This window comes from Blautia caccae (assembly GCF_040095955.1).
GTDB lineage: Bacteria > Bacillota > Clostridia > Lachnospirales > Lachnospiraceae > Blautia > Blautia celeris.
This window is the reverse complement of the sequence record NZ_JBBMFP010000021.1, coordinates 40,973-66,991: the sequence shown is the minus strand read 5'-3', so window position 1 is coordinate 66,991 and position 26,019 is coordinate 40,973. Positions and strand designations below refer to the sequence as shown.

Here is a 26,019-nt window from a genome sequence, read left to right as displayed (position 1 = left end):
GGGATGGGGCCGCAAGATGCGGTTTCCATCCCTGTTCTCTTTATCCCTTACTGCTATTACGATAAGGTAATCTTCGTCTCTGCCTCCGAAAAACTTTTCACAGAAGAAGCATACTCCGAGGGAGTCATTCGGGTAAATTTCTTAAATTGTAAAGAAAAATATTGATAGGAAGAGTATCCCAGAATATCAGAAATCTGAGTGTAATTGTATCTTTTTTCCCTAATCAGTTTTCGAGCAGTCTCAATTTTTAGCTGACAGAAATAGTTGATAACACCACAACCCAGTTTTTCGTGAAACAGTTTCTGAAGCTGTGAACGCCCCACAGAATTATCTTTACAGATTTGGACAACTGTTAAATGTTCAAATATATTCCGCTTTAAATATTGAATAATCTCCTGAAACAGTTCGTCTCTGTCCCTATGGAGCATTGGATGGTCTGAGAGCGACTGCAGAGGGATTGGAGGAGCAGTGGGAGTATCGTATCTTCGCCGCAGGCTAATCAACAGAAGTTCCAGAGACAGAGCAATCATCTGTTCGCTACCGAATTCTTGAATGGAGTTCCTCTCTAACAAACAGATATACGGATTATTCAGTGGTGTATAAAAGGTTCGCCGCGTCTCTGAAATAATCTGTCCCAGATAGAAACGTTCGTTCTGATTCAGAGATACGATACGATCTTCAAAAAATCTCATACATGGATCCTTACATTCAAAAGATATGACTATCAAGTTGGGTGAAGATACACCATCCCCACGTAATGCATGAAATTCATTAGGCTTGTGAAAAATCATTTCATTGGGAGCCAGCAACAGCTCTTTATCACCGGCAGTGACATAGATACTTCCGCTGTCTACACAGACCAGTTCCCAGAAATCATGGGATTCTCCTTCAAACACATAATCTTTCATATATTCAAAGTAATGTATGGAATAAATCTTACGGATATGAAGATTCTCTTTTAATGTAATACTTTCATAACTTGCCATAACAAATCACTCCAGATGTCAATTGATTTCATACTTATGGCCGCCGGCGGCCATAACCCTTAAACGGATACGAAACAATCCACATCTATTGTACCATGTTGCTAGCGCGACGGCTAGCCCCAGTTACAATTTTATTTTGCTGCCTTTATTCCCTGATTGTAACAATAGACTATGGAACGCTTTTTTGTGGCGTTCCATAGTCTATGAGGTATTCAACTGAATCAATTGTTTTTATCTGCAGTATTTTGCAATTTCTTGATTGATCCTCTTTCTCATTCCTGTCAGATAGGAGATACTTCTCGGATACGATTTAAATTCAACCTTTTCTCCCCCTTCCGGTTCGATGCATTTCATAACCGCGTCTCTTCCTGCCAGTTCTTCCAAGCATTTCATGGCACATAGATCACTCATGGCCTCATCCATCAGCATCATACGGATAGACTCTTCCGGATTACCATCTTTACCCGGATATACCAGGAATGGATCCCCCGATGGAAATGCTCCTGCTGCATCCGTACAACGATAAGGATCAATGGGGAAAATGGAATGTTCTGCATTATAGAAGTTATATCCCCAATGTAAAAATCCATTCAGCTGATACTTGTACATCTGAGCCCCCAAAATCCTGGTTCGATATCCCGGCTGTACAATAAATCGGTTAGACACATCCAGATACTGTGCCGTGCAGTAATATCCCCATAATTTTTCTGGACGTTTCTCAAGAAATGGCTGAATATGATCCAGTGCACACACCGGCTGAGAAACTACACCTTTCTCATAAAAGCTGTAATCTGACAGAGCATCGATCATCTCATATCCTTCCAAATCTTTCTCCATCAGTTCTTTTGCTGCCTTATAGGATTCAAACTGACTTTCGTTTGGTTCATCTGATACATGGAAATATGTTACCTTGCTGATATCCATTTTTTCCAGTTCTGCTTTAAAAGCAATCAGGAACTGATGCATAAATTCTCCATACTCTGCCCCTATCGCATCGGTATCCCATCCAAACAACTGTATCTGTTTGCCATCTTTATTCCCCATAATCTTAGGTGCCATGGCAGCGCCCCACTGGCTAAACAGGTGAGATATCTCATAATATCGGATTCCGCAACGCCTGCACATCTCAACCCAACGCTCAAATCTGTCAAATCCAAACTGATATCCATCTGTAGTTACAGTCACATCCACTAACTGTACCGTACGGCGCTGGCCTCCTATCTCAGTATCCAGCGGCGGCGTGAACACAGGTGTCAGCAGCATATTACATTTTCTTTTCACTGCAGTACGAACAAAGTTTTCTACAATCTGCCAGTATTTCTCGCTGAACACTTCCACATCATAATAATTGGCCAGACAATCTGTGTGAAGCCACTCTGTATGAGGTACTGGCATTTTGGAAAGCCGCATGGGAAGCACCTGTACAATCACCACTGCAGATCCCTGCACTGTTCCTTCCACTACCATATCCACACGAATCTGATAGTCACCAGCCTCCAGACCATCAGTATCCAGATCTACCCACAGGCTTTTCCACTGACCACTGATCAGTTCCACCCCCCAGGGCTGTACCTCTCTCAGAAGATCCGGATACAGGCCCGGCTCTCTAGTCAAATAGTCATCATCAGCAGCTATATGTGTTGGATATTCACAAGGCACAAGCCCTACACTTCTCACCATCACATGCTCTTTTACTGGAGATGTGGCCTGAATCTGGGCTCTTCCCTTTCTGTTGCCACCCCAATGGTATGCCATCTGGAAAGAAACAGTTTCTCCTTTCAGAGCAGTCAGTACATCTTCCATCCCCTCCCCGGTTGGTTCGCTGAAGGGAAATACTTTCTCCAATGATGTAATCTTCTTTACTTTCAACTTTTCCATAAGACTCCAATTCCGCCGCCCTCCCACCGCGGCCTTCTCATTATTTTCGAATAGATGCTAACCTTTGATTCCGCTGAGTGCAATACCTTCCACAAACTGCTTCTGCAGGAACACATACATAACGAACGGGAACAGGAAAGAAACCGTTGCACCTGCCATGATTAAGCCATAGTTTGTCTGATACTGTGTTTTCAGCAGAGACAGTGCTACAGTCAGTGTATACATACTGGAATCAGAAGTAGATACCAATGGCCACAAAAAATCATTCCAGGATGTTACAAAAGTAAATACAACCAAGGAAATCAGTACCGGCTTAATCAATGGAATAACAATCTGAATAAAAATTCTGTATTCCGGGCATCCATCTACCTTTGCTGCCTCCAACAATTCATCTGGAACACTGTCCATAAACTGACGGATCAGGAACACACCAAACGCATTCAGAATAATTACAATCAGTGCAAAATATGTATTGGTCAATCCTGCTTTGTTCATCATGATAAATACAGGAATCATGGTTACCTGACCCGGAATCATCAGAGTCAGCAGATAGATACGGAAAATCACTTCGCGTCCGGGAAATTTCTTTTTTGTAAATCCATAAGCTGCCATAGATGCAATAATGCAGTTAAAAAGACAGGAACAGAATACTACAATAATGCTGTTAATCAACGCTCTTATAAAACCACTTTTTCCTAATACATACTGAAAGTTTGTAAAATCAGTAAAATTGATGTCTTTCATATGAAGCATCAATGTTGTAGACTTTGTAAAGGACATGATTGCCATGTAAATAAAAGGTGCGATACAGATTGCTGCAAACAGAATCAGAAGCAGCAAACCAAGGATGGAAAATACGGTCCATTTCTGTTTTTTCTCGTTCATCTCTTACTTCGCCTCCCTTTTCTCTTTGAAGAACAGGTCTTCGATTACATTGATGATAATAATCATGATCAACAGGAACATTGCCATTGCGCAGGCATAACCCATCTTGTACTGTTTAAATGCAGCATTATAAATTCCCATAACCAGGGTTACGCTGGAATGCCCGGGACCGCCTCCTGTCATCAGATAAGCAAGGTCAAATACCTGGAAAGACCAGATGATGCCCAATGTTACTACTAAATAAGTGATTGGCTTTAGTATAGGCAATGTAATTTTGGTAAACTGCTGTATGGAAGTTGCTCCGTCTACTTTGGCTGCTTCATACAGTTCTTTCTGAATTCCCATGATACCTGCATAATAGATAACCAGGAAATATCCCACATTTTTCCATACCGCCACGATACAGATACTCAACAGAGAAGTCTGTGTGCTTCCCAGCCAGTTTACGGAACTGATATGGAAGAAATTCAGAATATTATTCAGAAATCCCCCATCTGTATTCAGGATGATTCTCCAGATGGTACCTGCCGTTACTGCGGAAGCAATAACGGGAATAAACATAACGCTTCTCAAAAATCCTCCGGTTTTGTTTCTCATCTTCTCAGCCAGAAATGCTGCCAAAGTCAGTGCCAGGAGGGTCTGGACCGGAACCGTCATTACTACATACAGCAGTGTATTTTTGGCTGCGTCTCTGACATAGGAATCCTGGAACATTTTTTTATAGTTATCAAGCCCTACAAACTCTGGAGCATTCATAATATTATAATCTGTAAAACTGAAAAATCCAGACATGAAAATAGGCACAATACAAAAAATCAGAATCAATACAAAACTGGGAAGAATGTAAATCACTCCCTGTACTGCCTCTTTCGTTTTTCTCGACATATTGTTCTCCTCATTTGAATTACTTCAGATTTGTGTTATAGTAATCGGTGGTGTTCTTCAGAACTTCCTCTGGAGTCAATTCTCCCAGCATCATAGACTGCAGGTTCTTAAACAGGGTATCATACAGAGAACTTGCCCCCTTGAATACAGGCAGTGACTGGAATTCATCTCCATGGTTAGTAAATAAATCTGAGAATCTTTCATCTCCTGTATAAGTATCATCTGAAGTAATCGGTGGCTGCTCAGATACTCTTGTATGGAAATCAGACATTACATCTTTGCTTGTTACATATTTCATCAGTTTTGCAGCAAGCTCTTTATTCTCACACTTCTTAAACATTACCAGACTGTCAGATGCCACAAACGTCTTAGTATTTTCTGGTCCTGAAAGAATGGAATAATCCCAGTTGATATCTGTTACCTGCAGTGCATTACTGGATGCATTAAAAATCATAGCAGCTTCACCATTTTTGAACGGCTCCAGTGCATCATCGTTGGAGGTACTGGAATCCGGCAAAAGCCCCTCTTCTTTCAGGCTGTAAATATATTTGGTAGCTTCCAGACCAGCTTCAGTATCAATGGTAAGATTTCCTTCCTCATCTACGATTTCTCCGCCAGCGCCCCAGAAAATGGGCCAGTAGATTGAATTCAGAGATCCATAATGCGAATTTCCCCAATCTTCCATAAGAGGTGCTACATCCGGTACATTTTTTTTCACTGCCTGACATGCCTCTTTCAGTTCATCCCATGTGGCAGGAACCCTCTCAATGCCAGCCTGCTTCAAAATGTCCATATTGGCAGTCAATATCCTTGGGTTTCCTACTATAACTGGTAGTGCATACTGTTTGCCTTGGATATTTCCCAGATCATAGTATAGATAATTGTCTTTCTCTTCATCTGTGAAATACTTATCTATATCAGACAGTGCTCCCATATCAATGTAATCATAGAACATTTCCATGTACAAATATCCCACATCCGGACTATCGTTGGAATTTACTCCTGTCAGGTATTTCTCTTCGTAATTATCCCACGGAATAATTTCCACTTTTACCTCACAGTTGTTTTCCTCTTCAAATACATCCATTTTTTCGTTCCAGAATTCCTCATCTGTCACTTCACCATCTGCAGCCGCAAAAGTCGGGAACCAGAATGTAAGTTTTTCCTTTCCAGATGCGGATGAACCAGATTTTCCACAACCACTTAACATTCCCATTAACATGGTTGCTGCCAACAGACACATTGTAACTTTCTTTTTCATCATTATTGTTTCCTCCCTTTCTTGTTATATCTCACAAAAAGCAGTGGTTCTGCTCCCGTTTGCTAATGACAATTATACCATTTTTTCTTTTTCCGGATTACATAGAATTGTCCAATTCTCACATAAAATCATCCCTTTTATCCGAAAAGGCCAGCAAAGTGAGGCATTCCCCCTTTATAGGTGCAGATATACTATATGGAAGGGAATGCCTGCTCTTTTCAGAACCTCCGTCTCCCTTCTGTTACAGGTAAAAATAATGACCTGTTCTTTCTCTTTGTACAGCCATCCAAGCGTCTCTTTCATGCGCTCCTCATCGTACATGGCAAATACCTCATCGAGCAGAAGCGGCATAGTCTCCTCACAGCAGAAAATATCTCCCACAGCAATGCGCAGAGCCAGATATACCTGTTCTATGGTTCCCTGGCTTGCCATAAAAAGAGGCACATGGCGCTCTTCTGTAAACAGGTCGATCTTCAGCTCCTCATCTATGGATACCTTCTTATATTTTCCTCCGGTCATGGTGCAGAAAATATCTGAGATGCGGTTCTTCAAAGCTTCCCCCACAGACTCCTGTGCGGATACCGACAGACTCTGTATGGTCTCTGCCGCAAGTTCTAAGCTGCGTATCTCCTCCATCTCCGGCCGGTCAGCGATTCCTGTCATCTGAAGCTCTGAGAGTTCTTCCTGCAGATTGGACAACCTGGTCCTTTTTTCCAGTATCTGGGCCGTAAGCAGGCGGATACTGTCACCGGTGATCTTTCTTTTCGGAAGACTGCCGGAAGTATTGTCCGGCATGGACTGTCCGGCATGTTTTGTTTCCTCTTTTTTCCCTGCTTTCTTTAAGGCAGTTGAGGTATATGCCATGAACAGGAACTCCGCTATGAGTATACATACAGCGGATATACATGCCGCTTTCCACCCGGCTGTAAAGAAAAGGATTCCCCAGACGATAACATCGCCCACAAGGAGTGCCGAAATCACCTTTTTCCAGTTCAGTGTTCCTCCTGTTCCCGGCATGTTTTCCTGATGCAGTTCTTTTCGTCTCGATTCTTCCCGTCTCTGTTCTTCCCGCCTCAGCTCTTCCTGTCTCTGTTCTTCCCGCCTCAGTTCTTCCTCTCCTGCCTTCTCCCGCTTTTGCTCCTCCAAAAGCTTTTGATGCAGTTCTTCTGTCTCCCGCTCCAGATAAGCGATTTCAAACTTTATCTTCTTCTCCTCTGCTTCCTGCTGCTGTTCCCTTATCTGCATACGGCTCTGCCACTCTTTCTTTTTCTCCTTCAGAAGCAAAAGCGCCCTGTCAAGATTCAGCTTCCCGTCGCCGCTCTCCTGATAGCTGCTCAGATAATTCCGCAGTTCCAAAAGCAGGGCGTCCCCGGTACGGCTCTTCATCTGTCCTATGGATACTGTATTTTCATATACAGCTTCACTTATGCCGCCCAGCAGCATCTCCAGGTCACCGTCCTTTACAGACAAAAGTTCCCCGTCGCTTTCGCAGACCAGTTTTGTCCCCTCTTCCCCTCTCCTGAAATCCCGCTCCAGCCTGAATTCTTTGCCGCCGCAGGAAAAGCGCAGACTTCCTTCATACCAGGATGGATTGTCCCAGGGAGTATAGCGGGTGTAGGCGTCTGTCCTGGCTGCCCTGCCCCTCATTTTTCTGAGGCCGAATAACATGCCCTGGATAAACGCGTGGAGCGTACTCTTCCCGCTTTCATTTTCCCCGTATATAATATTGATGCCTTCCTCCAGCCGTATGGAACGGTTCCGGAATCTGCCGAAATTTTTTAAAATAAGTTCACGGATGATCATAGAACGCTATTCCTCCCTTGACGCCATCAGAGCCTCCATGCCATACACAAAGGCCTTCTCTTCCGTGGCTGAAAGCTCCCTGCCGTCAAACCGCTTTACATAGGATTCGATCAGGCTGCCGCGGTACTGGCGCATAAGAGATTCCCTGTCATAGACGGTATGGCTTTGGTCCACTGCCTCACGCACATTTCCCAGCTTCATGATCCGAACCATATCAAACTCTGTGCCCATGGCGTGTTCGCCCTTTATCAGGATCCGGTACAGGTTGTTCCTGCCCTTCTCCTCCATGAGTCTGACCAGTGCCTGTTCAAGAGAAAACTGTGTGGTACTCTCCTTTACCTTTACAGGCAGAGGGATATAAGAACGGACGGCTGCGGGGACGAATTCTATTCTGATCCCCCCGTTTCCATATACGCCTTTTATATAGCCATGGGGTCCCAGATCGTTTTTATCTATGGGTTCCAATGCCCCGGCATAGGCTATTTTATCCTTTGCCAGAACCTCCGGTTTGTGTATATGCCCCAGGGCAATGTAAGAAAATCCGGACCGTTCCAGTACGGATCTGTCAAAGGGTATATGTGTCCTGTCCCCCCCATGTGCCAGCAGGATTTCCAGGGGCTGGCGTCTCTGGGGCCTGATATGGTGATATAAGGGGTCAGTGATCTCTTTCCTGTCATAACTTATCCCGTAAACCGCAGCCCCAAGATCCGGAAATTCCACACATGGCTCCTGCTCTCCCCACAGACAGAACACATTCTCTGCCCACGAAAAGCGCCGATAACAGGATTCCCGCTTCAGATAGTCATGGTTTCCCGCTATCAGTACCACCTTGGTATCCGGTATCGTTGAAAACAGATAATTTACTTCCTTTAATTCTTTCATCAGAGGCTGTCTGTGAAACAAGTCCCCTGCAATCAGAAACAGGCCGGCTTTTTCTTCGCCGACCTGTCTTATCAATCTTCGGAAACTGTCCCATATCTCACGGCCTCTTTCTTTACTCCAGGGAAAACCTTTGTCAGGTTCTGCGCCCAGATGTATGTCAGCGGCATGAAAAAATTTCATGGGTTCTCCTTTTTATAAATCACAGTTGTTTACAGTTCTCGGGAACGGAAGGACGTCACGGATGTTCTGCATACCTGTCAGATACATGACGCAGCGCTCAAATCCCAGGCCGAATCCGGAATGACGGGTGGAACCGTATTTGCGCAGGTCCAGATAGAAGTCATAATCCGCCTCATTCAGGTTCAGTTCCGCCATGCGGGCTTTCAGCTTGTCATAGGAATCCTCCCTCTGGCTTCCGCCGATGATCTCGCCGATGCCGGGAACCAGGCAGTCCATAGCTGCCACTGTCTTGTTGTCATCGTTCTGTTTCATATAGAAGGCTTTGATCTCCTTCGGGTAATCTGTAACAAATACAGGGCGTTTGTACACCTGCTCTGTCAGATAACGCTCATGCTCGGTCTGCAGATCACAGCCCCAGAACACTTTGTACTCAAACTTGTCATTTACCTTCTCCAGGATTTCAATTGCCTCTGTATAGGTAACATGTCCGAATTCAGAGTTCAGTACATGTTTCAGGCGGTCCAGCAGTCCTTTGTCGATAAAGGAGTTGAAAAACGCCATCTCCTCGGGAGCATTCTCGAGCACATACTGGATGATATATTTCAGCATGGACTCAGCCAGTGCCATGTTGTCATCCAGGTCAGCAAATGCCATCTCCGGCTCGATCATCCAGAATTCTGCCGCATGGCGTGTGGTGTTGGAATTCTCCGCGCGGAAGGTAGGTCCGAATGTATAAATATTGCGGAATGCCTGGGCATAGGTCTCACCGTTGAGCTGACCGCTTACTGTCAGGCTGGTCTCTTTTTTGAAGAAATCCTTGCTGTAATCCACTTTTCCCTCCGGGGTTCTCGGAAGTTTTTCCATATCCAGAGTGGTGACGCGGAACATTTCACCGGCACCTTCACAGTCGCTGCCTGTGATCAATGGGGTGTGCACATAGACAAAACCCCTCTCCTGGAAGAACTGATGAATGGCATACGCGATCATGGAGCGCACACGGAACACTGCCTGGAAGGTATTGGTTCTCGGACGCAGATGGGAAATGGTGCGCAGGTATTCCATGGAGTGGCGCTTTTTCTGCAGCGGATAGTCTGCAGCGGAATCCCCTTCCACAGTGATCTCCTCTGCCTGGATCTCAAAAGGCTGCTTTGCCTGGGGTGTTGCAACCAGGGTACCTTTTACGATAATGGCAGCGCCTACATTTAACTTGCTGATATCCTGGAAATTATCCATACTGTCATGGTAAACTACCTGAAGTGTCTCGAAAAAGCTTCCGTCATGGAGTACAATAAAGCCGAATGTCTTGGAATCGCGGACACTTCTTACCCATCCGCCCACACTCACCTGTTTGTCCAGGTACTGCTCTTTGTCCCTGTAAATTTCTTTTACTGTTGTAAGCTGCATATTTATTCTCCTTTATTTGCCGGTCCGGTGACCGTAAAGTATCAATTTATAAAAAGCGGAGTGGATTTTTTATCCACTCCACATTAGTATATCTCATTGTTTCCTGCTATGCAAGGGGTATTTGGCGCTCTACCACTCCAGATTTCCGCAGTTTTCGTACTCTTTTTCCCGGTCAAAAGCACTGATTCCGCTGCTGCCGCACAGGTAGAATGTATTGCCGATATAAATACCGCGCACACACGCCAGTTCGTCCCCGGAACTGTCCATCCATTTGCTTATGCTCTGATACAAAAGCTTCTGGAATCCCTCCTCCGGATTATAGGTGAAGACTCCGTAATATCCCTGCAGTTCATAGTAATTTCTGTCATATACTCCCGCACTGAACCCCAGAATATTCTCTTCAGGGTCAATGAGAATTGACCTGTAGTCCTCCATAGCCTGGCAGAAATCCACATTTTTCAGCACCATCTTGTCAATCTCCTTAACGTCTGCCGGATTGGAAATATCGAACATGGAGAGCTTCAGCCCTTTCCGTTCTCCTGTATCCGGGTCCGTCTCCCAGCCGATTCCCAGCAGCTTATTCTCCCCGTAAAAGTGCAGGTATTCGGAGAATCCCGTGATCTTCAGCTCACCCAGGATCTTCGGATCTGCCGGGTCTGAAAGGTCAACGGAAAACAGGGGGTCCATCTGCCGGTATGTGACAAAGTAGCCGGTGTTCCCCATAAACCTGGCAGAATATATCTGCTCCCCTTTTGCCAGGTCTTCCACTTTGCCTGTCATCTTCAGCTTATCATCCAGCACATACAGGCTGTTGCTCATGCTGCCTCCCCACCATCCGTCCTTGTATCTGGTAGCCACCACCCTAAGATAGCCGTCATATTCATCCATAGAAAATGTATCGTTAATACTCCCGTTCACTTCGCCTGCTGCCCTTGCCTGTATCTCACCGTCTTTATAGGAGAACCGCACGATTCGGGTCCGCATCTCCTCACCCCTGTAATCCTCCCCGAAAATGTAAATGCTCTCCCTGCTCACATAACACCTGCCTGATGCCCCGATCAGGGATTTGCTCTCCTGTATCTTATCCGGTTTCTCCAGGTTCACAGAGGAGATCACCAATTGTCCGTTCTCCATCTGCGGCACAGCCGGATAGAGCACATCACTGCTGTCCAGAAGTTCATTGTTCACGGAAGGCACATAGAGCCTGGGCTGCGCTTCCTCCGCGTCCTCTCTGTACACAGGATAGAACTGGGAGAGGAGATACACATAATTCCCCACCTTTCTGGTGGAATAATATCCTCCCTCCTGCTCCACCATGCCCTTCAGGGTTATTTTGCTCTTATCCGTGATATCATATGTATACAGACGGATAAAATCCCTGCTGTTCACCATATACGTCTCATCCCCCTGCCATTCCAGGCCCGAATCATATCCGCTGGTGACTACACAGAGGGTATTGCCGTCCACATACATCTCCTGTATGGAATCCGTCAGGTCATCCAGTGATGTCTGGCCTGCGACTGACATACTGCCCCCATCGGCAGATACAATGCGAAGGGTACCGGAACCGGTCAGTGTATAGATATAGGAGCCGTCCGTCTTCACAATATCCCCCTCGTCCACGCCTTCTGTGCGGACGTTGGTGGAAGAGAAATCCGTCTCCCCGCCTGCTGCGTAGCCCGCTGCAGTGCCTGCGGTATCCTCCGCGACAGCCGCCTCCGTACTTGCTGCTGCATCATTTTTTGAAGCACTGCTGCCGCCAGACTCTTCCACATAACCTCCGGTGTCCGCCATCCGCTTCTGCTCCCATTCCTTCCTGGCATTTTCTGTCTCCGTATATATTTGTTCATACAGCTCTTCGTAGCTGCTCCCGGCAATATATCCCTCTGCCGTCTCTTTGTCCTCTGATTTCTTCTCCGGAGCCGCCTCATCTGCTTTTGCCATATCTTTGGAGTCTTTTGGTTCTGCTCCCATATCCCCGCCGGAAGCAGCGCTGTCTTCTGCCCCGGTATCTTGTTTCGCTGCCTCAGAAGAAGTATCCATGGACTGGGCACTATCCGCTTTGTTCTCGCTTCTGTAGTTCAGATTCATAAGGGGCATAAGGTTTACCGCGGCGACCACCAGGATCATGCAGGCTGCGGCCACCCCGGCAGTCTTCCGGTAACGGAACGCAAAGTCCGCGGCGGCATCTCTCCATTTCCCGTTTCTGCCCTTCGAGTTTTTCCCCTGCTCCAGCAAGCGGTCCAGGTTCTCAGGGTTCAGGCTCTCGGGTATTTTCTCCTTGTCCGCAGACTCCCTGATCTTCTGTATGATTTCATGCCGGTTATTCTCGTCCTGCATCTGATTGTCATTGAAATTCTCATCCTTCATATTCTTCGCCTCCCTTCTCACTGTAATATCTCTTCCATCTTCTTCAGCGCTCTGTTAAGCCTTGAGCGCACGGTATTGTGGTTTTTATGTAGGATAAGGCCGATCTCCTTACTCTTATACCCTCCGAAGACCTGCATGGCCACAATGAACCGCTCCTCATCGCTGAGGGAGAAAAATGCCTCCCGCACCTGCATGTCCCGGTCCAAATCTCCCCGCACGCTCCCCTCCTGTTCGTACAGCGGCTCCGTCTTCCTGGTATACTCCTTCAATTTCCGTTTGCATTTGTTTGACAGGATCTTAAAGATCCAGCCCTTAAAGGCCTCACTGTCCCTCAGCTTCGTGATCTCCGCATAGGCATCTGCCACTGTCTCGGCCACCGCATCCTGGGCATCCTCCGGGTTCTTAAGTACATATAACGCAAAACGGTACAAATCCTGGTAAACTGCCTGATATAACTGGGCAAACGCTTCTTTGCTTCCCTGCCTTGCCTCATACGCCAACTGCTTACAGTCCGTCATGCCGCCACCTCTCTTTCTCTTTCCTATGTTCCTTCTTATCCGTACACGGCATCCCTCATGCCGGTTGTTCCCTTTTATTATATAAATATTAGTGTTCCCTTTGCACCTTTTTGTTGCATTTTACCGCAAAAAATATTATTCATCTTTTTTTGCAAAGTTCACTTGACATTTTATACAAAGCAAGCTATACTAAAATTGCAAAGTTAACTATGCAAAAGCAATTCCATCCGTTTTGCGCGCCCCTGCGCTGACTGTACACACGTTATGCATTCCAGACAAAGGAGCTGATACTGAAATTGGAGACCAAGATACGTGAACTGCGGAAAGCCCGCAAACTCTCCCAGGAAGAGCTTGCCTTCGCAGTCGGAACCACAAGACAGACTATCACATCCATCGAGGTGGGCAAATATACCGCCTCCCTGGTCCTGGCCTATAAAATAGCACATTACTTCGGCCTGACCATTGAAGAAGTTTTTGACTTTTCAGATGTGGAAGCCGCTGATAAATAAGGAGGAGTAAAGATTATGGAAAAATATAAAAAGACATTAAGAATCAGGATCGCCCTGTTTGGCTCTGTGATTCTCTTAAACGCTGTCCTGTCCATATGCCAGCGTATTATGGATGACAGGGGAAAAATCCCCGCTGATGTAAGCAGTATCACTGACTTCCAGTCCGGCTTCCTGATGGGCCTTGCCATTTTATCTCTGTTCATGCTTATAAAATACCGCAAACTTCTCCGTGACGAGCGAAGTCTGCGGGAATCCTACAACAGGGAAACCGATGAACGGATGGTTCTCATACGCTCCAAAGCCGGGATGCCGGCTCTGCTCATAACATCCATAGTTATGATTTTTGCAGGCATCTTCGGAGGGTATTACAATATCATTATTTTCTATACCCTTTTAGCCGCCGGCTTATGCCAGATCCTTCTCGGTGTCTGCCTGAAGTTTTATTATATGCATAAACTTTAATATACGAAAAGAGGAAGAGTGCGGTCACTCTTCCTCTTTTTCGTCTGCCGCAGCGTTCCCATTACGGGCACCGGCACTGTTGTCCATAATCCTGACTGCTTTCACTGATGTACCGTCCGCGATGAAATCCCAGGCAATCTGTTCCCCTTCCGAGTAATATGCCTTTATCCCATATTTCTTAAGCCGCCGGGCAGTTTTACTGTTCACGGAATCCGGATTTTCTTCCTCATTTCCTGTTATGATCCCATAGGCAGGCATAACGGCATTTAAAAGAGATTTGGATGTAGCGTCCTTTTCTCCATGATGCCCCAGCTTCAGGACATCTGCCCTGCAGTCCCGAAAGGATTCCAGGAACTGCTTCTCTTCCCCTTTTTCCATGTCCCCTGTCATAAGAAATGAGGTATCTTTAAAGGACCAGCGCGCCACCATGGAGTTGTTGTTCTCATTTTCCGGGTCCTTGTCCGGAGGAATCCATACCTGTACCCTGGCCCCTCCAAGTTCCAGCACTTCACCGCCCTGCATCTTTACAATCTCTGTCTGATATTCTGCGGCGGTCTGCTCCACATCTGTTTTTTTATAGGTCATGTCATCTTTTCCAGAGAGATAGATTTTATCTGTGGGATACTTCTTTAGTATCAGCTTCAGCCCGCCCGCATGGTCCTTATGTCCGTGGGAGAGAAAAATCCCGTCAAGATGCTCCACCTTCTTCATTTCCAGGAAACGGTCCATGACTGCATAGTCCTCTTTTTTCCCCGTATCGCACATATAATATCCGCCTCCGGGCACCCGGATCAGGAAAGCATCTCCTTTTCCAATGTTGATAAAAGACAGCACCATCTGCTCTTTGCTGCCGCAGCCCGCGATCAGAAACATGGCTGCCATCATCAGGACCGGTATAAGAAACTTTTTCTTCATCATTCCCTACTGAAGGTTTTCCGGATTCAGCACTTCCAGTTCAGGAACCACGAAGCGCCCGTCTTTCCGTATGAGCACATCGTCAAAATAGATCTCTCCGCCGCCGTACTCCGGTCTCTGGATCAGTACCAGATCCCAGTGGATAGCCGATACATTTCCGTTCCAGGCATCATCATAACAGCTTCCAGGAGTAAAATGAATGGAGCCCTGAATCTTTTCATCAAACAGGATGTCCTTCATGGGGTGCAGGATATAGGGATTCACCCCTATGGCAAATTCCCCCACATAACGGGCTCCCTCATCCATATCAAAAATTCCGTTAATCCTCTCCGTGTCGTTGGCCTCCGCCTTCACGATCTTTCCGTTCTCAAAAGTAAGAGTTACATTCTCAAATACGAATCCCTGGTAGGAGGACGCCGCATTGTAGCGTATGGTTCCATTGACGGAATCCCGGACCGGAGCTGTGAACACTTCACCGTCCGGGATATTGCTCTCACCGCTGCAGGGAACCACGGGAATATCCTTGATGGAAAAAGTCAGATCCGTGCCGTGTGCTGTGATCCTGACCCGGTCTGTGCGCTGCATGTACTCCACCAGGCTCTCCATGGCCTTACCCATTTTCCGGTAATCCAGGGTGCATACATCGAAATAAAAATCCTCAAAAGCTTCTGTGCTGGTGCCGGACAACTGTGCCATGGCATCATTTGGGTAGCGGAGGACTACCCATCTTGTCTTAGCCACCCTCACCTCATGGTGTACCGGGGTGTTATAATATTTATCATAGACAGCCATATTCTCCGCCGGAACATCGGACAGTTCTGTAATGTTGTCCGCGCCTCTCACGCCGATATAACAGTCCATGGCCTCCATCTCTTCTCTGTCCACCCTGGCCATAAGTTCAACCTGCTCCCTGGTACAGTGAAGAAGCATTTCCCTCTGCACTCTGGGGTCGGTAAAATGCGGGAAGGGAACTCCCCCTGCCTGATATACCTCCCGGATAAGCTGCTTTGCCAGCTCTGTGGTGGAATATCCTGTGTAATGGATATAGACCTTATCTCCCTTCTGCACATCGCAGGAGTGATTCACAAGCCCGTATGCCAGTTTCCTGATTCTCTCATCCATAAGTTGTCCTGCCTTCCATTCTTATTCCCTGCCGGGCACTGCCGCTTATTCCGGCAGTGTCTCAATATAGCTGATAAATACATTTCCTGCCGCTTCAAAGGCTTTGGTGCTGTCACCAAGCCCCATATACTTTGTCTCACCGCTTGCCGGATCATACAGCAGGGTGTTATAACCGTCATATCCTACAATGACCCTGTTATCATTTTCCCCCAGTGATACGATCACCGGCCTCTGAGCGCTCACCTGATAGAGTACCTCTTCCAGTGTACATCCCGTTAAGTTCAGCACAGTCCCCGTATCCCCAAGACTCTCCTGCAGGGCGGCAGTGTCAAGGGAGGCTGACCGGAAGCCTTCCGGTATGTCATCCAGGTTCAGGGTCACCTTTGTCTTCTGGTTTCCTCTCTCCCACACATACTGCTGGTTACGGTTTAAGACTACCCCCATCATTTCATCCGCTGCTCTGATGGCCTGGGCCGGGCTGCTGTAGATACCCGCCAGGCTGCCTTTTGCATAGACAAAATATCCGTCCAGCGCTTTTTCCTTTATATCCATGTTCAGCACGGTATCGTTCTCATTCACCATGAGCTTTGTCTCCATCCTGAGGGGATTCTTGTTCCTGCTGTCCTCGGAGAAGATCAGTCTTGTGATATTTGCCTGCCGCACGGTTGTGGCGGTGGCAATGGAGATCACTTCATCCTCCGCATTCTTCACATTGTTCATAATGTGCTCACTTGGGATCTCTGTATACCGGTCCACATTCCACTGCGCCTGCTTCAGCTCCAGAAGTCCCTGCTGGATATCCACATCCATAATATATACGCCGTCCTGCTGGTAATCCTTCACAAGCTTGCCTGAGAATTTCTGGATCTTTACTTCATGCATGGCATAGCGCAGACTTCCTGTGGCATCCACCACAATATCCCCGTCTCTGGCTACGCCGTAGACCAGGTCCTCATTGATGAAGCCGAAGGCCCTTATCTTTGTACCCTCATCCGCGGTAATGCGCTTCTGCTCTCCGGTCTCCAGGTCCATAAAGATAATGTTCATGGTCTGCAGCGGGTCCATTTCCTCCATCCACGCCACATGCCGGTTGGTATTGGACGCCACAAAACAATTCTCCGCGATCTCTTCCTTTACAACCTTGTATGTCTTGTCCTGCATATTGATCTGATACAGGCTGTTGTCCAGCATGAGGTACAGCAGATCATCCGTGCTCACATAAGAAAGGATTTCCACATCCCGCTTCATAAATTCATAAGATTTGGTGGTCGGAAGGAAAAATTTTTCTTCCAGCACATTCTGTTCACTGTAATAGTGGTATACACAGGTCCCGGTGTATCCCTCATGTTCTCCCCGGTTCATATAACCATAGAACACAAAATCCATATCTCCGTTCTCCTCCACACGCACGATTTTAAAGTCATGCATGGAGTAATCGTATCTGTCATCCGTGTCCCGGCCTTCCCGGAAGCTGAAAATCTGCGTCATCTTATTGGTACTGGTATTGTAGGACCACAAGTCCCCCTGCTGTACAAAGGCCAGAACACTTCCCGCCTGGCTGGCTGCAAACTGGACATTCTTCGGTGTGACACCCAGATTGATCTTGCCCGAGGACACTGACATTTCATTTCCCGTAAAAATCTGCTTTGCAGAACGGTTAAAATCCAGAAGCATGACTCTGGTATCCCCATACCGCATGCGGTAGAACTCATCCACCTGATAGTATTCCTCATATCCCTCCTCATCCTTTGCGGTAATGTAGTAGGTTAAGGTCAGGCTTCCTGTAGTCTCGTTGATATCCTTGATTGTCGGAACGCCCTTTCTGCTGATGGCTGGGGCAAGGCTTCCCCAGGTGACCATATCCGCGCTTGAGTGGATGTTCACATTGGTAAAGCTGTTGTTCACAGCGGTATCATCTGACTCCAGATACGTCCTCAGCTCCCCCACGTTGTCTTTGCTGAAGGTTTTGGAGGAAAAACTCTGCACAAACTCCAGGTATTTGTCAACGTTCAGACCTGTACGCTGAATCACCCTGGTGTAATAATGCCAGGAACCCTTGTCCGTATTCAGGGTAAAGACCAGGGTATACTCCTGGTTCATCAAAATGGAATTCTCCAGAGCAAACGTGGCAGTCTGCGCACTGCCGTTCTCCTCAAAGTTCTTGATCTTGGCATTTTCCACCACTTTGCTGCCGTCCGAGGTCCTGACCTCATAGACAAGGTTTTTTATTTTATGGTCGTATGGCAGAATGCTGACAGTCATCTTCTTGTCTGTTCCCACAGGAGTCAGGCTGTCTCTCATGAAATCCACCTGCATTTCCTGTGCGTAACCGTACATACGGTTCATCTCCTGGCCTTCGTACATCATGGAAAGCACGGGAAGGGACGCCTCCTCCATGTCCATCTTGTTCTCTGTTGTCTCCTTATTCATAAAACTGGAGAATCCGATAACACCCAGGATAAATATGAGCAGCAGGACTCCCAGCTTTGTCAATACTTTTTTCATCTATCGTTCCCTTCTAAGAACAACAGTGATGCAAGGGTGGGTTCTGCCTGAAACTCCCGGGCGCATCTTACCCATGCTTCTCTCTGCTGTCTGCTGACTGTTTTGTTTTCATTTTTCACTGCACGTATGAGCAGATTCTTGGGCGTGTGCTCCACATCAATAAACTCCAGGATCTGCGTGTCGTACCCTGCGCTTTCCAGCATCTGCGCCCTGAGCCCGTCTGTGAGGATGGCCGCAAAACGCTCCTTTAATATGCCGTACCCAAGTACAGGGGCCAATGTGTCATTGGAGATCTGCCTGTTCAGCTCATGCTGACAGCAGGGCACAGACAGGATGACAGAGGCACCCCATCTCACTGCTTTTGCCAGGGCATGGTCCGTAGCGGTATCGCAGGCATGAAGTGTCACAACCATATCCACATGGCTGCACCCTTCATAGGATGCGATATCTCCCTGATAAAAATGCAGTTTTTCGTAATGATATTTTTCTGCCAGACGGCTGCATGTCTCAATGACGTCCGCCTTCAGATCCAGACCGATCACCTGGATATCATAGCCTTTCAGCTCATGCAGATAGTGGTACATGGCAAATGTGAGATAGGATTTGCCGCACCCGAAGTCAATAATATTCACTTCTCTGTCTTTCGGGAGCCTTGGCAGGATGTCCTCAATAAACTCCAGAAAGCGGTTGAGCTGCTTAAATTTATCATAACGGGCATGTTTCACCTTACCCGCCTCATTCATGATTCCCAAATCTATCAGATAGGGCACCGGCACCCCTTCCTGCAGCAGATATTTCTTCTGCCGGTTGTGGGTCAGCATAGGGACAAAATCCTCCCTGCCCTGTATTTTCTTAGTCTTGATGGTCAGTCTGCCCTTCTTGCTGGCAAGCACTGTCCCCTGAACGCCTTTTGCCTCCAGCTGAAGCTGGCGGAACTCCTGCTGCATCCAGTTGTCTGTGAGACAGAGGACTTCATCCCTCTGATGGTTTTCATGAAGCTCCTTCTGTCCCACAGTCCTTGTAACCTGATACATAACCTGGCCCTTTAAAAGCAGAGGGCGTATCTGTATTTTAGACGGCCCCTCTTTTTGGCGGGGGCCGCTGATGATAATTCTGATCAAATCTTCATTTATATATAAATCCAGAAATTTTTCCAGTTCTGTCATATTTTCTCTCCTAAATAAAATGCTTTCCTCAGCATCATTACTATTGTAAAAGTTTTATGACAAAACCGCAAGCCCCAAGTGCAGTTTTCTTGAGACTCTTCTTACTTTTGCTGACACTCAGCGGTATAATCTTCTGCAGCGCCTGCGCCGGCATCTGCGTCTGTACACTTCGTTGAAGAACAGGACCTCTATCAGATCCTGCAGCGCTTCGTCCGGAAGGTTGCCGCATCTTCTGCAGAAACCGGATTCCACTCCCATCCTTCCGCTATCTCTGCGTATCTGGCTGTGGATGGAATCACAGACTTTGCGCATCATGTATTTGTCCGGATGTTCATCGTACATCCTGCTGCCCTCATAATCCATACGGTCACATGCATCCTCCACATAACACTGGATGTATGCGGCGTTTTCCGGGTAATTGGCGCGCAGGCGCCGCATATCCTGCTGCATCACCCGCTCCTGCCCCAGTATCTCTTCCCTGGGGTCCGCTTTCTTAACTGCCATAAAAAACCTCACTGATTCTTCTCATAGTCAGTATATGCAAAAAAGAAACCCGCGTCACTGTTCCACAGCGGTCCTGGGCGTGTAGGGCGGTACCTGCCCCCCGGGTTCTATGGTGTTGGACACATAGGTGAAACCATCCCCGTCCTCTGCCCCGCGTATGGTGACCTGATGGGTAAAGAGCCTGTCATTTTTAAGCTGTGGACTGACCGCATCAACTGTCAGGGTCAGGGTTCCATCCCCGTTATCCTGTAAATCCACCACCTCCGGAATCCTCTCTGTCCAGTCAGCAGTGTTGCTGCCCGCGATCTGTATCCAGGGATATGTCCCTGTTCCGCTGTTATATCCTGCCTGCACCCTTAACTGCTCCACAGGTATACTGAAATATTTCTCGATCAGATCTTCAAATTCGCTGCTGCCGATCCCCTCCGGATACTGGGCACTGTCCGGCAGGCTCCCCTGGTCAATTCGGTAGAGCACATCATACAGGTCGTTGAAGTTCACCTGCCGGAAGTTGGACTCATCCCATTCCACAAGGAACAGATTGTTTCCCTCATAACCGATGGGCTCTATGTACTGCTCACACATTTTGCGCAGCTCTTCGTCCAGGGGGAGCACGCGTATGGCATCGGTACCGTCTGCCTCCATCCCCTCCGGAATATATCTCTCATAGAAAAGGTAGCCTTTCTTTGTATACGCCCATTTCCAGGCTTTGTACCGCACCATATCCACCACATATGGCTCCTGCTTTTTATTCCAGTCCACGATCGTGGAGGTGATGGTCACTGCTCCTGTTTTGTCTGAGGTAAAATCTATCTTTTCCATTCCTCCGTCATCGTGAATGCGGTAGATGGAAACAGCTGCATCCTCTTTTTTCTCCTGACCTGCCAAAAACTTCTCCGCAAGCTGGTAGTTCTCCATGTTCTCCCTGTTCCTGTTATCCAGGGCAGCATACCCCTGGCTTCCCATCTTCTTTACCAGGGCTGCCACAGTGTCCATGGAAAGCACCTCCTCCTTGCCGCTGTTCTTCTTTGCCTGAACTAAAAGGTCCTGATAGCTCTTTGCAGCCTGGACAGCGGCCTCTGTCAGGGTTTCTGACTCATCGGCAGGTATTTCCATCTCATAATAGCTGTTTTCCTCTTTTACAGCCTCCCGGTCCTCCTCTTTGGCGGTATCGGCACTGACAGTCACCTCTTCCTTCTGCTGTACCTTGTCTCCGCATCCGCCCAGGATCAGGCTTACTGCTGTCACACATATCATAACCCCTTTTAATCTCACACCACGTCACTCCTTTGCCAGCATTTCATCCAACAGTGGTCTGTCCAGATCCACCACATAACCGCTTCCTCCGCGGTCTTTCACATCCTCCACCATGTTGAGCATCAGGAAACTGTTTGTCTTGTCCCCGTCCGTATTGAATACGGCAAACCATCCAAGCTCCGTACCATTTTCATCATCCTGGGATGCTTTGATCTCCGCGGTTCCCGTCTTGCCGGCCAGGTTCGCTCCTTCTGTATAGGCACCGTGGCCGGTCCCGTTCTCATCCTCGATGACTGCCGTCAGATCCTCTTTTATCACAGCGGCAGCCTCCTTGGAAAAGGCACCTGCGATCCAGTATTCCGGTGTTTTATTGTCTGTCATCTCCAGATATGGCTTTATCATATTTCCGTCGCCTATAAACGCGGAGTAAATACAGGCCAGATGGAGGGGATTCATCAGAATCTGTCCCTGGCCGTATCCGCTGTCCGCAAGCTGGATCTCCGAAGTGATTCCGTCTTCATTGGAATACTGGGATTTGCTCATACCGATCTCAAATGGTATCTCCTGCCCGAATCCCAGTTTTTTCAGTTGTTCCGTCAGTGTATCTGCCCCGATTTTCAGCGCTGCCTTGGCAAAATAAATGTTGTCTGAGTAGACAAGGGCATTCCGCAGAACCGCCTCATCCCCGTACTCATGCAGCGTTGTGATCCGGTAATCCCCCCAGCTCTCATCCTTCTGCCAGGAAAGGCCGCTGGCTCCCAGGTTCTCGTCCGCCGAAAGGGTTCCCGTTGTAAGGCCCACCGCACCGATGACAGGTTTGAAGGAGGAACCGGGCACCCAGCTTTCCCTTGTCCTGTTGTACAGGGGCTTATCCTCATCGTTGTTCAGGGAATCCCATTTCTCCTGAGACATTCCCAGTACAAAGTCCATGCTGTTGAAGGTGGGTGTGGATACCATTGCCAGCACCTCACCTGTCTTAGGGTTCATGACAATGGAACTGCTCTTGTCGTTCTTATACTGCTCATACACACTCTGCTGCAGGTGGCCGTCAATGGTCAGGGTAATATTCTCCCCGTCCTTCGGGGCTGCCATGGCAAGTGCCTCCTTTTCGCTGCCCTCTGCGTCCACAATGGAAATCTTATAGCCTTTCCGGGCCTTCAGCCTGTCCTCGAATAATTTCTCCAGACCGCTTTTTCCCAGAATGCTCTGTTCGTCATAGCCTTTGTCCCTTAATTCTTCCAGTTCCTCTGCGTTTATCTCCTGGACATAGCCCAGAAGATGAGATGTGCACTCCCCATAGGGATAAACCCTGCTTTCCGCATCAGAGATCATCACACCGGGAAGTTCCAGCAGTTTATCCTTCAGGGTGGCCTCCCCCTCACCCACAGGGGTCTCCAGCTGGCTGCTGCTCATCTTCTTCACAGGGACAAAGGAATCATCCTTCACCCAGGAAGCATCCAGCTTTTCGGAAATACTGCCGGCTGTGGTCCCCAGAAGCGCTGCCATGGTTTCCAGCTCCTCCTGGGGCTGGACCGCCATTTTGCCCGGAACAAGCCCTACATTGGCAACCGTCCCCTGGCCTGCCAGAAGCTCACCGTTTCTGTCATATATCTCTCCCCGCTTTGCGTCTATGCTGACAACACTCACCTTGTCCGCTGCCTTCAGATTGGGGAATATCATGGAATCACTCCACTTAATGTGCCATTTTCCGCTCTCCTTCTCAAAAAAAGCGTCATTGTCGAAGGAGATTTCCCCTGCCACGGTATCCATGGTGACTTTATAGGATATGGGCTGGCTTTTCTCCTGCTCCTCGGAAATGTCCAGACGGATATTCTCTGCCTCTATGCCCTCATATATTTTCTGGTTCCTGACGACAAAGTCCTCTGCATTCACGGTATTTCTGCTGGCCTCGTCAAGCAGTGCGTACATTTTGTCATATCTTCCCTTCTCGATATAACCCATGTACTCCTTCAGCACATCCTCACGCTTCTCCTCAAACTTTACCTTGTACAGAACCAGGCCCGCCGCACACACGGCGATGGCCGCCGCGATGCCTATCACTGCCGCTGCTTTCTTTCGCTTCATAAAATAACCTCCTTCATGTAAATACACTCCCTATACAAAAATCCTACAAATGTAAGATATAGTTTCACCCAATATATTACACCTGTAGGACTTATTGTCAAGTATTTTCTTTATTCGGTTTTCGCGTCCCCGTCACCGGTGTTCTGCGCATCTGCAGGCACATCGGTCACCTTTGCAGTCTCCTGGAGGATCTCACAGGATTTGCTCCAGAGTACATTGGCCTTCACCATGGTCTCATCGCTGTACGCGCTCTTGAGGGCCTCAGCATCCTTAAAGCCATAGTCTTTGGCAAACTTCTCAAGCTCTGCCTCATAGTCTTCCACAGAGATCTCTACTTTCTCCGCATCGAAGATAGCCTGCACGATCAGAGACTGCTGCAGGATGTTCTGTGCCATCTGTGTCATGGTCTCCTCTGCCTGTTCTGTGGAAATGCTCTGGGATTCCCAGTATTCCTCCAGAGTCATGCCGCTTGGGCTGGCATACTGCTCCTGGATCTTGTTCTTTACATAATCCATGGTCTCGGACATGGGTTTCTCCGGATATTCCGTGATCTCTGAGCTTTCCACAACTTTCTGGAACAGGTCGGATTTGAGCTGACTCATATAGTTCAGGTCAGCATTCTCCTTCAGGGAATTTTTGATCTCCTCTTTATACTCATCCACGGTCTGCTTGTCTGTATTGTTCTTTACCCACTCATCTGTCAGCTCCGGCGCTGCCTTGATGGCATTGATCTTCACCTTGAACTGCACCGGCTTGCCGGCCAGGTCAGGATTGTTGCTGTACGGGTCCGGGAAGGTCAGGTCAAGGGTGACTTCCTCCCCTTTGCTCTTACCGATCAGGCCGCTCTCAAATCCGTCGATAAAGGAATTAGAGCCGATGAGCAGATCTGAATCCGTGGCGGAACCGCCGTCAAATGCCTCTCCGTCCAGGTATCCTGTGTAATCAATATTGACGGTATCGTTCTCCTGTACCGGTCTGTCCTCTGTGATCTCCTCTGCCTTGTAGGTGAGCTGCTGGCTGATGTAATCCTCCACATCAGCGTCCGTAATCTCTGTCTTTGTCTCTGTGACTTCCAGGTTCTTATAATCTCCCAGTTTCACATATTTGCTGATATCATCCACATCGACAGCCACCACCTTGCCCTTGCTGTTGGTATCTACTGCCGTATCCTCCGCGGATGTCTCAGTCTTTTTATCATCGTCTTTGCTCTTGTCACTCTTCTTGTCACCGCATCCTGCTGCCATCACTGCAATACTGAGAGCCAATAGCGCCATGATCAGTTTTTTCTTCATATACAATTCCTTTCGTCTGTGGTTTCTGGTTTCCGCATAAGGAAGTTATACCACACATGACCTGAAAAAGGAACCCTTTCTTTCACATTTTTATTGCCTTTTCACAGAAACAATGCTAAAATAATAGTTGCGTTATCAGTCCAGATTTTAGGAGGTCTAACACAAATGGTGTGGAAAGTTCTACTGATTATTTTAATCGTTTTGGTAGTCGTTCTTGCCGTTTTATATTTTCTTGGCAAGAGGGCACAGAAAAAGCAGGAAGCACAGCAGGAGCAGATAGAAGCAGCAAAGCAGTCCGTCTCTATGCTGGTTATCGATAAAAAGAGGCTTCCCATTAAACAGTCCGGTCTTCCCCAGATGGTGATCGACCAGACACCGAAGCTTATGAGACGTTCCAAACTCCCCATCGTAAAGGCAAAAATCGGTCCCAGGATCGTTACCCTGGTGGCGGACGAGCAGGTATTTGAGATCATCCCCGTAAAGAAGGAAGTCAAAGCAGAAGTAAGCGGTATCTATATCACCGGTGTCCGCGGACTGCGCGGTGCTTTGGAAGCTCCCCAGAAGAAAAAAGGGTTCTTCAAGAGAATGCGCCTCAAAGCGGAAAACATTGCCAAGGGAAACAAAACAGAGAGTAAGGATACGAAAAAGAAAAAGTAAAAAACTGCCGCCCGGGAAACGAAACCCGGACGGCTTTTTTATGATGCCAGGTGGAAATTGCCTGCGGCCTGGGGCTTCACATTTACACAAATCTGGCAGTCCGCTGTATGTATATCGTTGATCTCCAATGCGTAGTCGATGAGGATATCAATGTTCTCCTCCTGCTCCTGCACATCTATCCTGGTTGCTGAGATTCCCATCTGCATATCTCCGAAAGGAGTTGCATAATAGGTCAGGTTCTTCTTGGCCTCCTCAAAGATCATGTGCGTGTTGGTGAGGCCCTTTTTCTGCACCTCCACATAGCCCTGCATCACTTTGATCATATTTTTTGTGATAGTGTCATATCCTTCCTGCACTTCCTCATAGCAGATGAAATGATGGCCGTTCCTGTAGTAATAATCTCCCTTTGCCACCACTTCCACTTCTTCCGGCTTCTCCCCGGCTTCAATCGCCTGCATCCCTTTTACTGTTATCAGTACATCTTTTGTCATGT

Annotated in this window: 22 protein-coding genes; 3 read left to right on the top strand and 19 right to left on the bottom strand. The window is 47.6% G+C overall.

Annotation, left to right across the window (positions count from 1 at the left end; translation table 11 throughout):
• Window positions 1-56: 56 nt before the first annotated feature.
• From WMO65_RS19780 to WMO65_RS19735, 10 genes are all read right to left on the bottom strand, one after another.
• Window positions 57-986 carry a helix-turn-helix domain-containing protein gene (locus WMO65_RS19780; RefSeq protein ID WP_103731067.1) on the bottom strand — a complete coding sequence of 310 codons (930 nt, stop codon included), beginning with the start codon at window positions 984-986 and terminating at the stop codon, window positions 57-59.
• Window positions 987-1,217: 231 nt separating this feature from the next.
• Window positions 1,218-2,864 carry a DUF4091 domain-containing protein gene (locus tag WMO65_RS19775; RefSeq protein ID WP_103731068.1) on the bottom strand — a complete coding sequence of 549 codons (1,647 nt, stop codon included), beginning with the start codon at window positions 2,862-2,864 and terminating at the stop codon, window positions 1,218-1,220.
• Between the two features lie 57 nt (window positions 2,865-2,921).
• Window positions 2,922-3,749: a carbohydrate ABC transporter permease gene (locus WMO65_RS19770; RefSeq protein ID WP_103731069.1), complete on the bottom strand. Its 828-nt coding sequence runs from the start codon at window positions 3,747-3,749 to the stop codon at window positions 2,922-2,924.
• Window positions 3,750-3,752: 3 nt separating this feature from the next.
• Window positions 3,753-4,634, bottom strand: a complete 882-nt coding sequence (locus WMO65_RS19765; protein WP_103731070.1) for a carbohydrate ABC transporter permease — start codon at window positions 4,632-4,634, stop codon at window positions 3,753-3,755.
• Between the two features lie 19 nt (window positions 4,635-4,653).
• Window positions 4,654-5,898 carry an ABC transporter substrate-binding protein gene (locus tag WMO65_RS19760; RefSeq protein ID WP_103731071.1) on the bottom strand — a complete coding sequence of 415 codons (1,245 nt, stop codon included), beginning with the start codon at window positions 5,896-5,898 and terminating at the stop codon, window positions 4,654-4,656.
• A gap of 171 nt (window positions 5,899-6,069) precedes the next feature.
• On the bottom strand, window positions 6,070-7,698 hold the full coding sequence (locus tag WMO65_RS19755; protein ID WP_118743645.1) for an ATP-binding protein: 1,629 nt from the start codon (window positions 7,696-7,698) through the stop codon (window positions 6,070-6,072).
• A gap of 6 nt (window positions 7,699-7,704) precedes the next feature.
• Window positions 7,705-8,760: a metallophosphoesterase family protein gene (locus WMO65_RS19750; RefSeq protein ID WP_103731073.1), complete on the bottom strand. Its 1,056-nt coding sequence runs from the start codon at window positions 8,758-8,760 to the stop codon at window positions 7,705-7,707.
• Between the two features lie 12 nt (window positions 8,761-8,772).
• A complete protein-coding gene (gene asnS, locus WMO65_RS19745) occupies window positions 8,773-10,164 on the bottom strand; it encodes an asparagine--tRNA ligase (RefSeq protein ID WP_054353100.1) in 1,392 nt (463 codons plus the stop codon).
• 129 nt (window positions 10,165-10,293) lie between these two features.
• On the bottom strand, window positions 10,294-12,534 hold the full coding sequence (locus WMO65_RS19740; RefSeq protein ID WP_118743646.1) for a beta-propeller domain-containing protein: 2,241 nt from the start codon (window positions 12,532-12,534) through the stop codon (window positions 10,294-10,296).
• A 17-nt stretch (window positions 12,535-12,551) separates the two neighbouring features.
• Entirely contained in the window at window positions 12,552-13,052 is a 501-nt protein-coding gene (locus WMO65_RS19735; RefSeq protein WP_118743647.1) for an RNA polymerase sigma factor, read from the bottom strand.
• A gap of 296 nt (window positions 13,053-13,348) precedes the next feature.
• Between WMO65_RS19735 and WMO65_RS19730 the strand changes: the two genes are divergently transcribed.
• The gene (locus tag WMO65_RS19730; RefSeq protein WP_033142001.1) at window positions 13,349-13,561 is read left to right on the top strand and encodes a helix-turn-helix transcriptional regulator; all 213 of its coding nucleotides are present in this window, start codon (window positions 13,349-13,351) and stop codon (window positions 13,559-13,561) included.
• A 15-nt stretch (window positions 13,562-13,576) separates the two neighbouring features.
• Window positions 13,577-14,023 carry a hypothetical protein gene (locus tag WMO65_RS19725; protein ID WP_118743648.1) on the top strand — a complete coding sequence of 149 codons (447 nt, stop codon included), beginning with the start codon at window positions 13,577-13,579 and terminating at the stop codon, window positions 14,021-14,023.
• Between the two features lie 24 nt (window positions 14,024-14,047).
• Here the strand turns inward: WMO65_RS19725 and WMO65_RS19720 are convergent, their stop codons facing one another.
• The 8 genes from WMO65_RS19720 to tig form a co-directional block, all read right to left on the bottom strand.
• Complete coding sequence (locus WMO65_RS19720; protein ID WP_118743649.1) at window positions 14,048-14,941, bottom strand: ComEC/Rec2 family competence protein; 894 nt, start codon at window positions 14,939-14,941, stop codon at window positions 14,048-14,050.
• Window positions 14,942-14,944: 3 nt separating this feature from the next.
• Window positions 14,945-16,060 carry an aminopeptidase gene (locus tag WMO65_RS19715; protein WP_118743650.1) on the bottom strand — a complete coding sequence of 372 codons (1,116 nt, stop codon included), beginning with the start codon at window positions 16,058-16,060 and terminating at the stop codon, window positions 14,945-14,947.
• A gap of 45 nt (window positions 16,061-16,105) precedes the next feature.
• Window positions 16,106-18,565, bottom strand: coding sequence for a cysteine peptidase family C39 domain-containing protein (locus tag WMO65_RS19710; protein ID WP_118743651.1), 2,460 nt, complete (start codon window positions 18,563-18,565; stop codon window positions 16,106-16,108).
• Window positions 18,562-19,731, bottom strand: coding sequence for a class I SAM-dependent methyltransferase (locus WMO65_RS19705; protein ID WP_118743652.1), 1,170 nt, complete (start codon window positions 19,729-19,731; stop codon window positions 18,562-18,564). Before WMO65_RS19705 ends, WMO65_RS19710 begins: the two co-directional genes overlap by 4 nt.
• Before the next feature lie 117 nt (window positions 19,732-19,848).
• On the bottom strand, window positions 19,849-20,235 hold the full coding sequence (locus WMO65_RS19700; protein ID WP_052099540.1) for a hypothetical protein: 387 nt from the start codon (window positions 20,233-20,235) through the stop codon (window positions 19,849-19,851).
• Between the two features lie 54 nt (window positions 20,236-20,289).
• Window positions 20,290-21,510, bottom strand: coding sequence for a DUF6070 family protein (locus WMO65_RS19695; RefSeq protein ID WP_147396175.1), 1,221 nt, complete (start codon window positions 21,508-21,510; stop codon window positions 20,290-20,292).
• Window positions 21,511-21,516: 6 nt separating this feature from the next.
• Window positions 21,517-23,577: a penicillin-binding transpeptidase domain-containing protein gene (locus tag WMO65_RS19690; protein WP_118743654.1), complete on the bottom strand. Its 2,061-nt coding sequence runs from the start codon at window positions 23,575-23,577 to the stop codon at window positions 21,517-21,519.
• 110 nt (window positions 23,578-23,687) lie between these two features.
• Window positions 23,688-24,869 (bottom strand): trigger factor, encoded by a 1,182-nt coding sequence (gene tig, locus WMO65_RS19685; RefSeq protein ID WP_118743655.1) that lies wholly within the window; start codon window positions 24,867-24,869, stop codon window positions 23,688-23,690.
• 165 nt (window positions 24,870-25,034) lie between these two features.
• Between tig and WMO65_RS19680 the strand changes: the two genes are divergently transcribed.
• Window positions 25,035-25,526, top strand: coding sequence for a hypothetical protein (locus WMO65_RS19680; RefSeq protein ID WP_033141995.1), 492 nt, complete (start codon window positions 25,035-25,037; stop codon window positions 25,524-25,526).
• A 38-nt stretch (window positions 25,527-25,564) separates the two neighbouring features.
• On the opposite strand, the gene WMO65_RS19675 is transcribed toward WMO65_RS19680, so the two are convergent.
• Window positions 25,565-26,017 carry a YwiB family protein gene (locus WMO65_RS19675; protein ID WP_033141994.1) on the bottom strand — a complete coding sequence of 151 codons (453 nt, stop codon included), beginning with the start codon at window positions 26,015-26,017 and terminating at the stop codon, window positions 25,565-25,567.
• Window positions 26,018-26,019: the final 2 nt, after the last annotated feature.

Excerpts from the sequence above, each read along its gene's own strand:
- WMO65_RS19780 (WP_103731067.1), bottom strand. The coding sequence starts at position 986 with ATGGCAAGTTATGAAAGTATTACATTAAAAGAGAATCTTCATATCCGT.
- WMO65_RS19775 (WP_103731068.1), bottom strand. The coding sequence starts at position 2,864 with ATGGAAAAGTTGAAAGTAAAGAAGATTACATCATTGGAGAAAGTATTT.
- WMO65_RS19770 (WP_103731069.1), bottom strand. The coding sequence starts at position 3,749 with ATGAACGAGAAAAAACAGAAATGGACCGTATTTTCCATCCTTGGTTTG.
- WMO65_RS19765 (WP_103731070.1), bottom strand. The coding sequence starts at position 4,634 with ATGTCGAGAAAAACGAAAGAGGCAGTACAGGGAGTGATTTACATTCTT.
- WMO65_RS19760 (WP_103731071.1), bottom strand. The coding sequence starts at position 5,898 with ATGATGAAAAAGAAAGTTACAATGTGTCTGTTGGCAGCAACCATGTTA.
- WMO65_RS19755 (WP_118743645.1), bottom strand. The coding sequence starts at position 7,698 with ATGATCATCCGTGAACTTATTTTAAAAAATTTCGGCAGATTCCGGAAC.
- WMO65_RS19750 (WP_103731073.1), bottom strand. The coding sequence starts at position 8,760 with ATGAAATTTTTTCATGCCGCTGACATACATCTGGGCGCAGAACCTGAC.
- asnS (WP_054353100.1), bottom strand. The coding sequence starts at position 10,164 with ATGCAGCTTACAACAGTAAAAGAAATTTACAGGGACAAAGAGCAGTAC.
- WMO65_RS19740 (WP_118743646.1), bottom strand. The coding sequence starts at position 12,534 with ATGAAGGATGAGAATTTCAATGACAATCAGATGCAGGACGAGAATAAC.
- WMO65_RS19735 (WP_118743647.1), bottom strand. The coding sequence starts at position 13,052 with ATGACGGACTGTAAGCAGTTGGCGTATGAGGCAAGGCAGGGAAGCAAA.
- WMO65_RS19725 (WP_118743648.1), top strand. The coding sequence starts at position 13,577 with ATGGAAAAATATAAAAAGACATTAAGAATCAGGATCGCCCTGTTTGGC.
- WMO65_RS19720 (WP_118743649.1), bottom strand. The coding sequence starts at position 14,941 with ATGATGAAGAAAAAGTTTCTTATACCGGTCCTGATGATGGCAGCCATG.
- WMO65_RS19715 (WP_118743650.1), bottom strand. The coding sequence starts at position 16,060 with ATGGATGAGAGAATCAGGAAACTGGCATACGGGCTTGTGAATCACTCC.
- WMO65_RS19710 (WP_118743651.1), bottom strand. The coding sequence starts at position 18,565 with ATGAAAAAAGTATTGACAAAGCTGGGAGTCCTGCTGCTCATATTTATC.
- WMO65_RS19705 (WP_118743652.1), bottom strand. The coding sequence starts at position 19,731 with ATGACAGAACTGGAAAAATTTCTGGATTTATATATAAATGAAGATTTG.
- WMO65_RS19700 (WP_052099540.1), bottom strand. The coding sequence starts at position 20,235 with ATGGCAGTTAAGAAAGCGGACCCCAGGGAAGAGATACTGGGGCAGGAG.
- WMO65_RS19690 (WP_118743654.1), bottom strand. The coding sequence starts at position 23,577 with ATGAAGCGAAAGAAAGCAGCGGCAGTGATAGGCATCGCGGCGGCCATC.
- tig (WP_118743655.1), bottom strand. The coding sequence starts at position 24,869 with ATGAAGAAAAAACTGATCATGGCGCTATTGGCTCTCAGTATTGCAGTG.
- WMO65_RS19680 (WP_033141995.1), top strand. The coding sequence starts at position 25,035 with ATGGTGTGGAAAGTTCTACTGATTATTTTAATCGTTTTGGTAGTCGTT.
- WMO65_RS19675 (WP_033141994.1), bottom strand. The coding sequence starts at position 26,017 with ATGACAAAAGATGTACTGATAACAGTAAAAGGGATGCAGGCGATTGAA.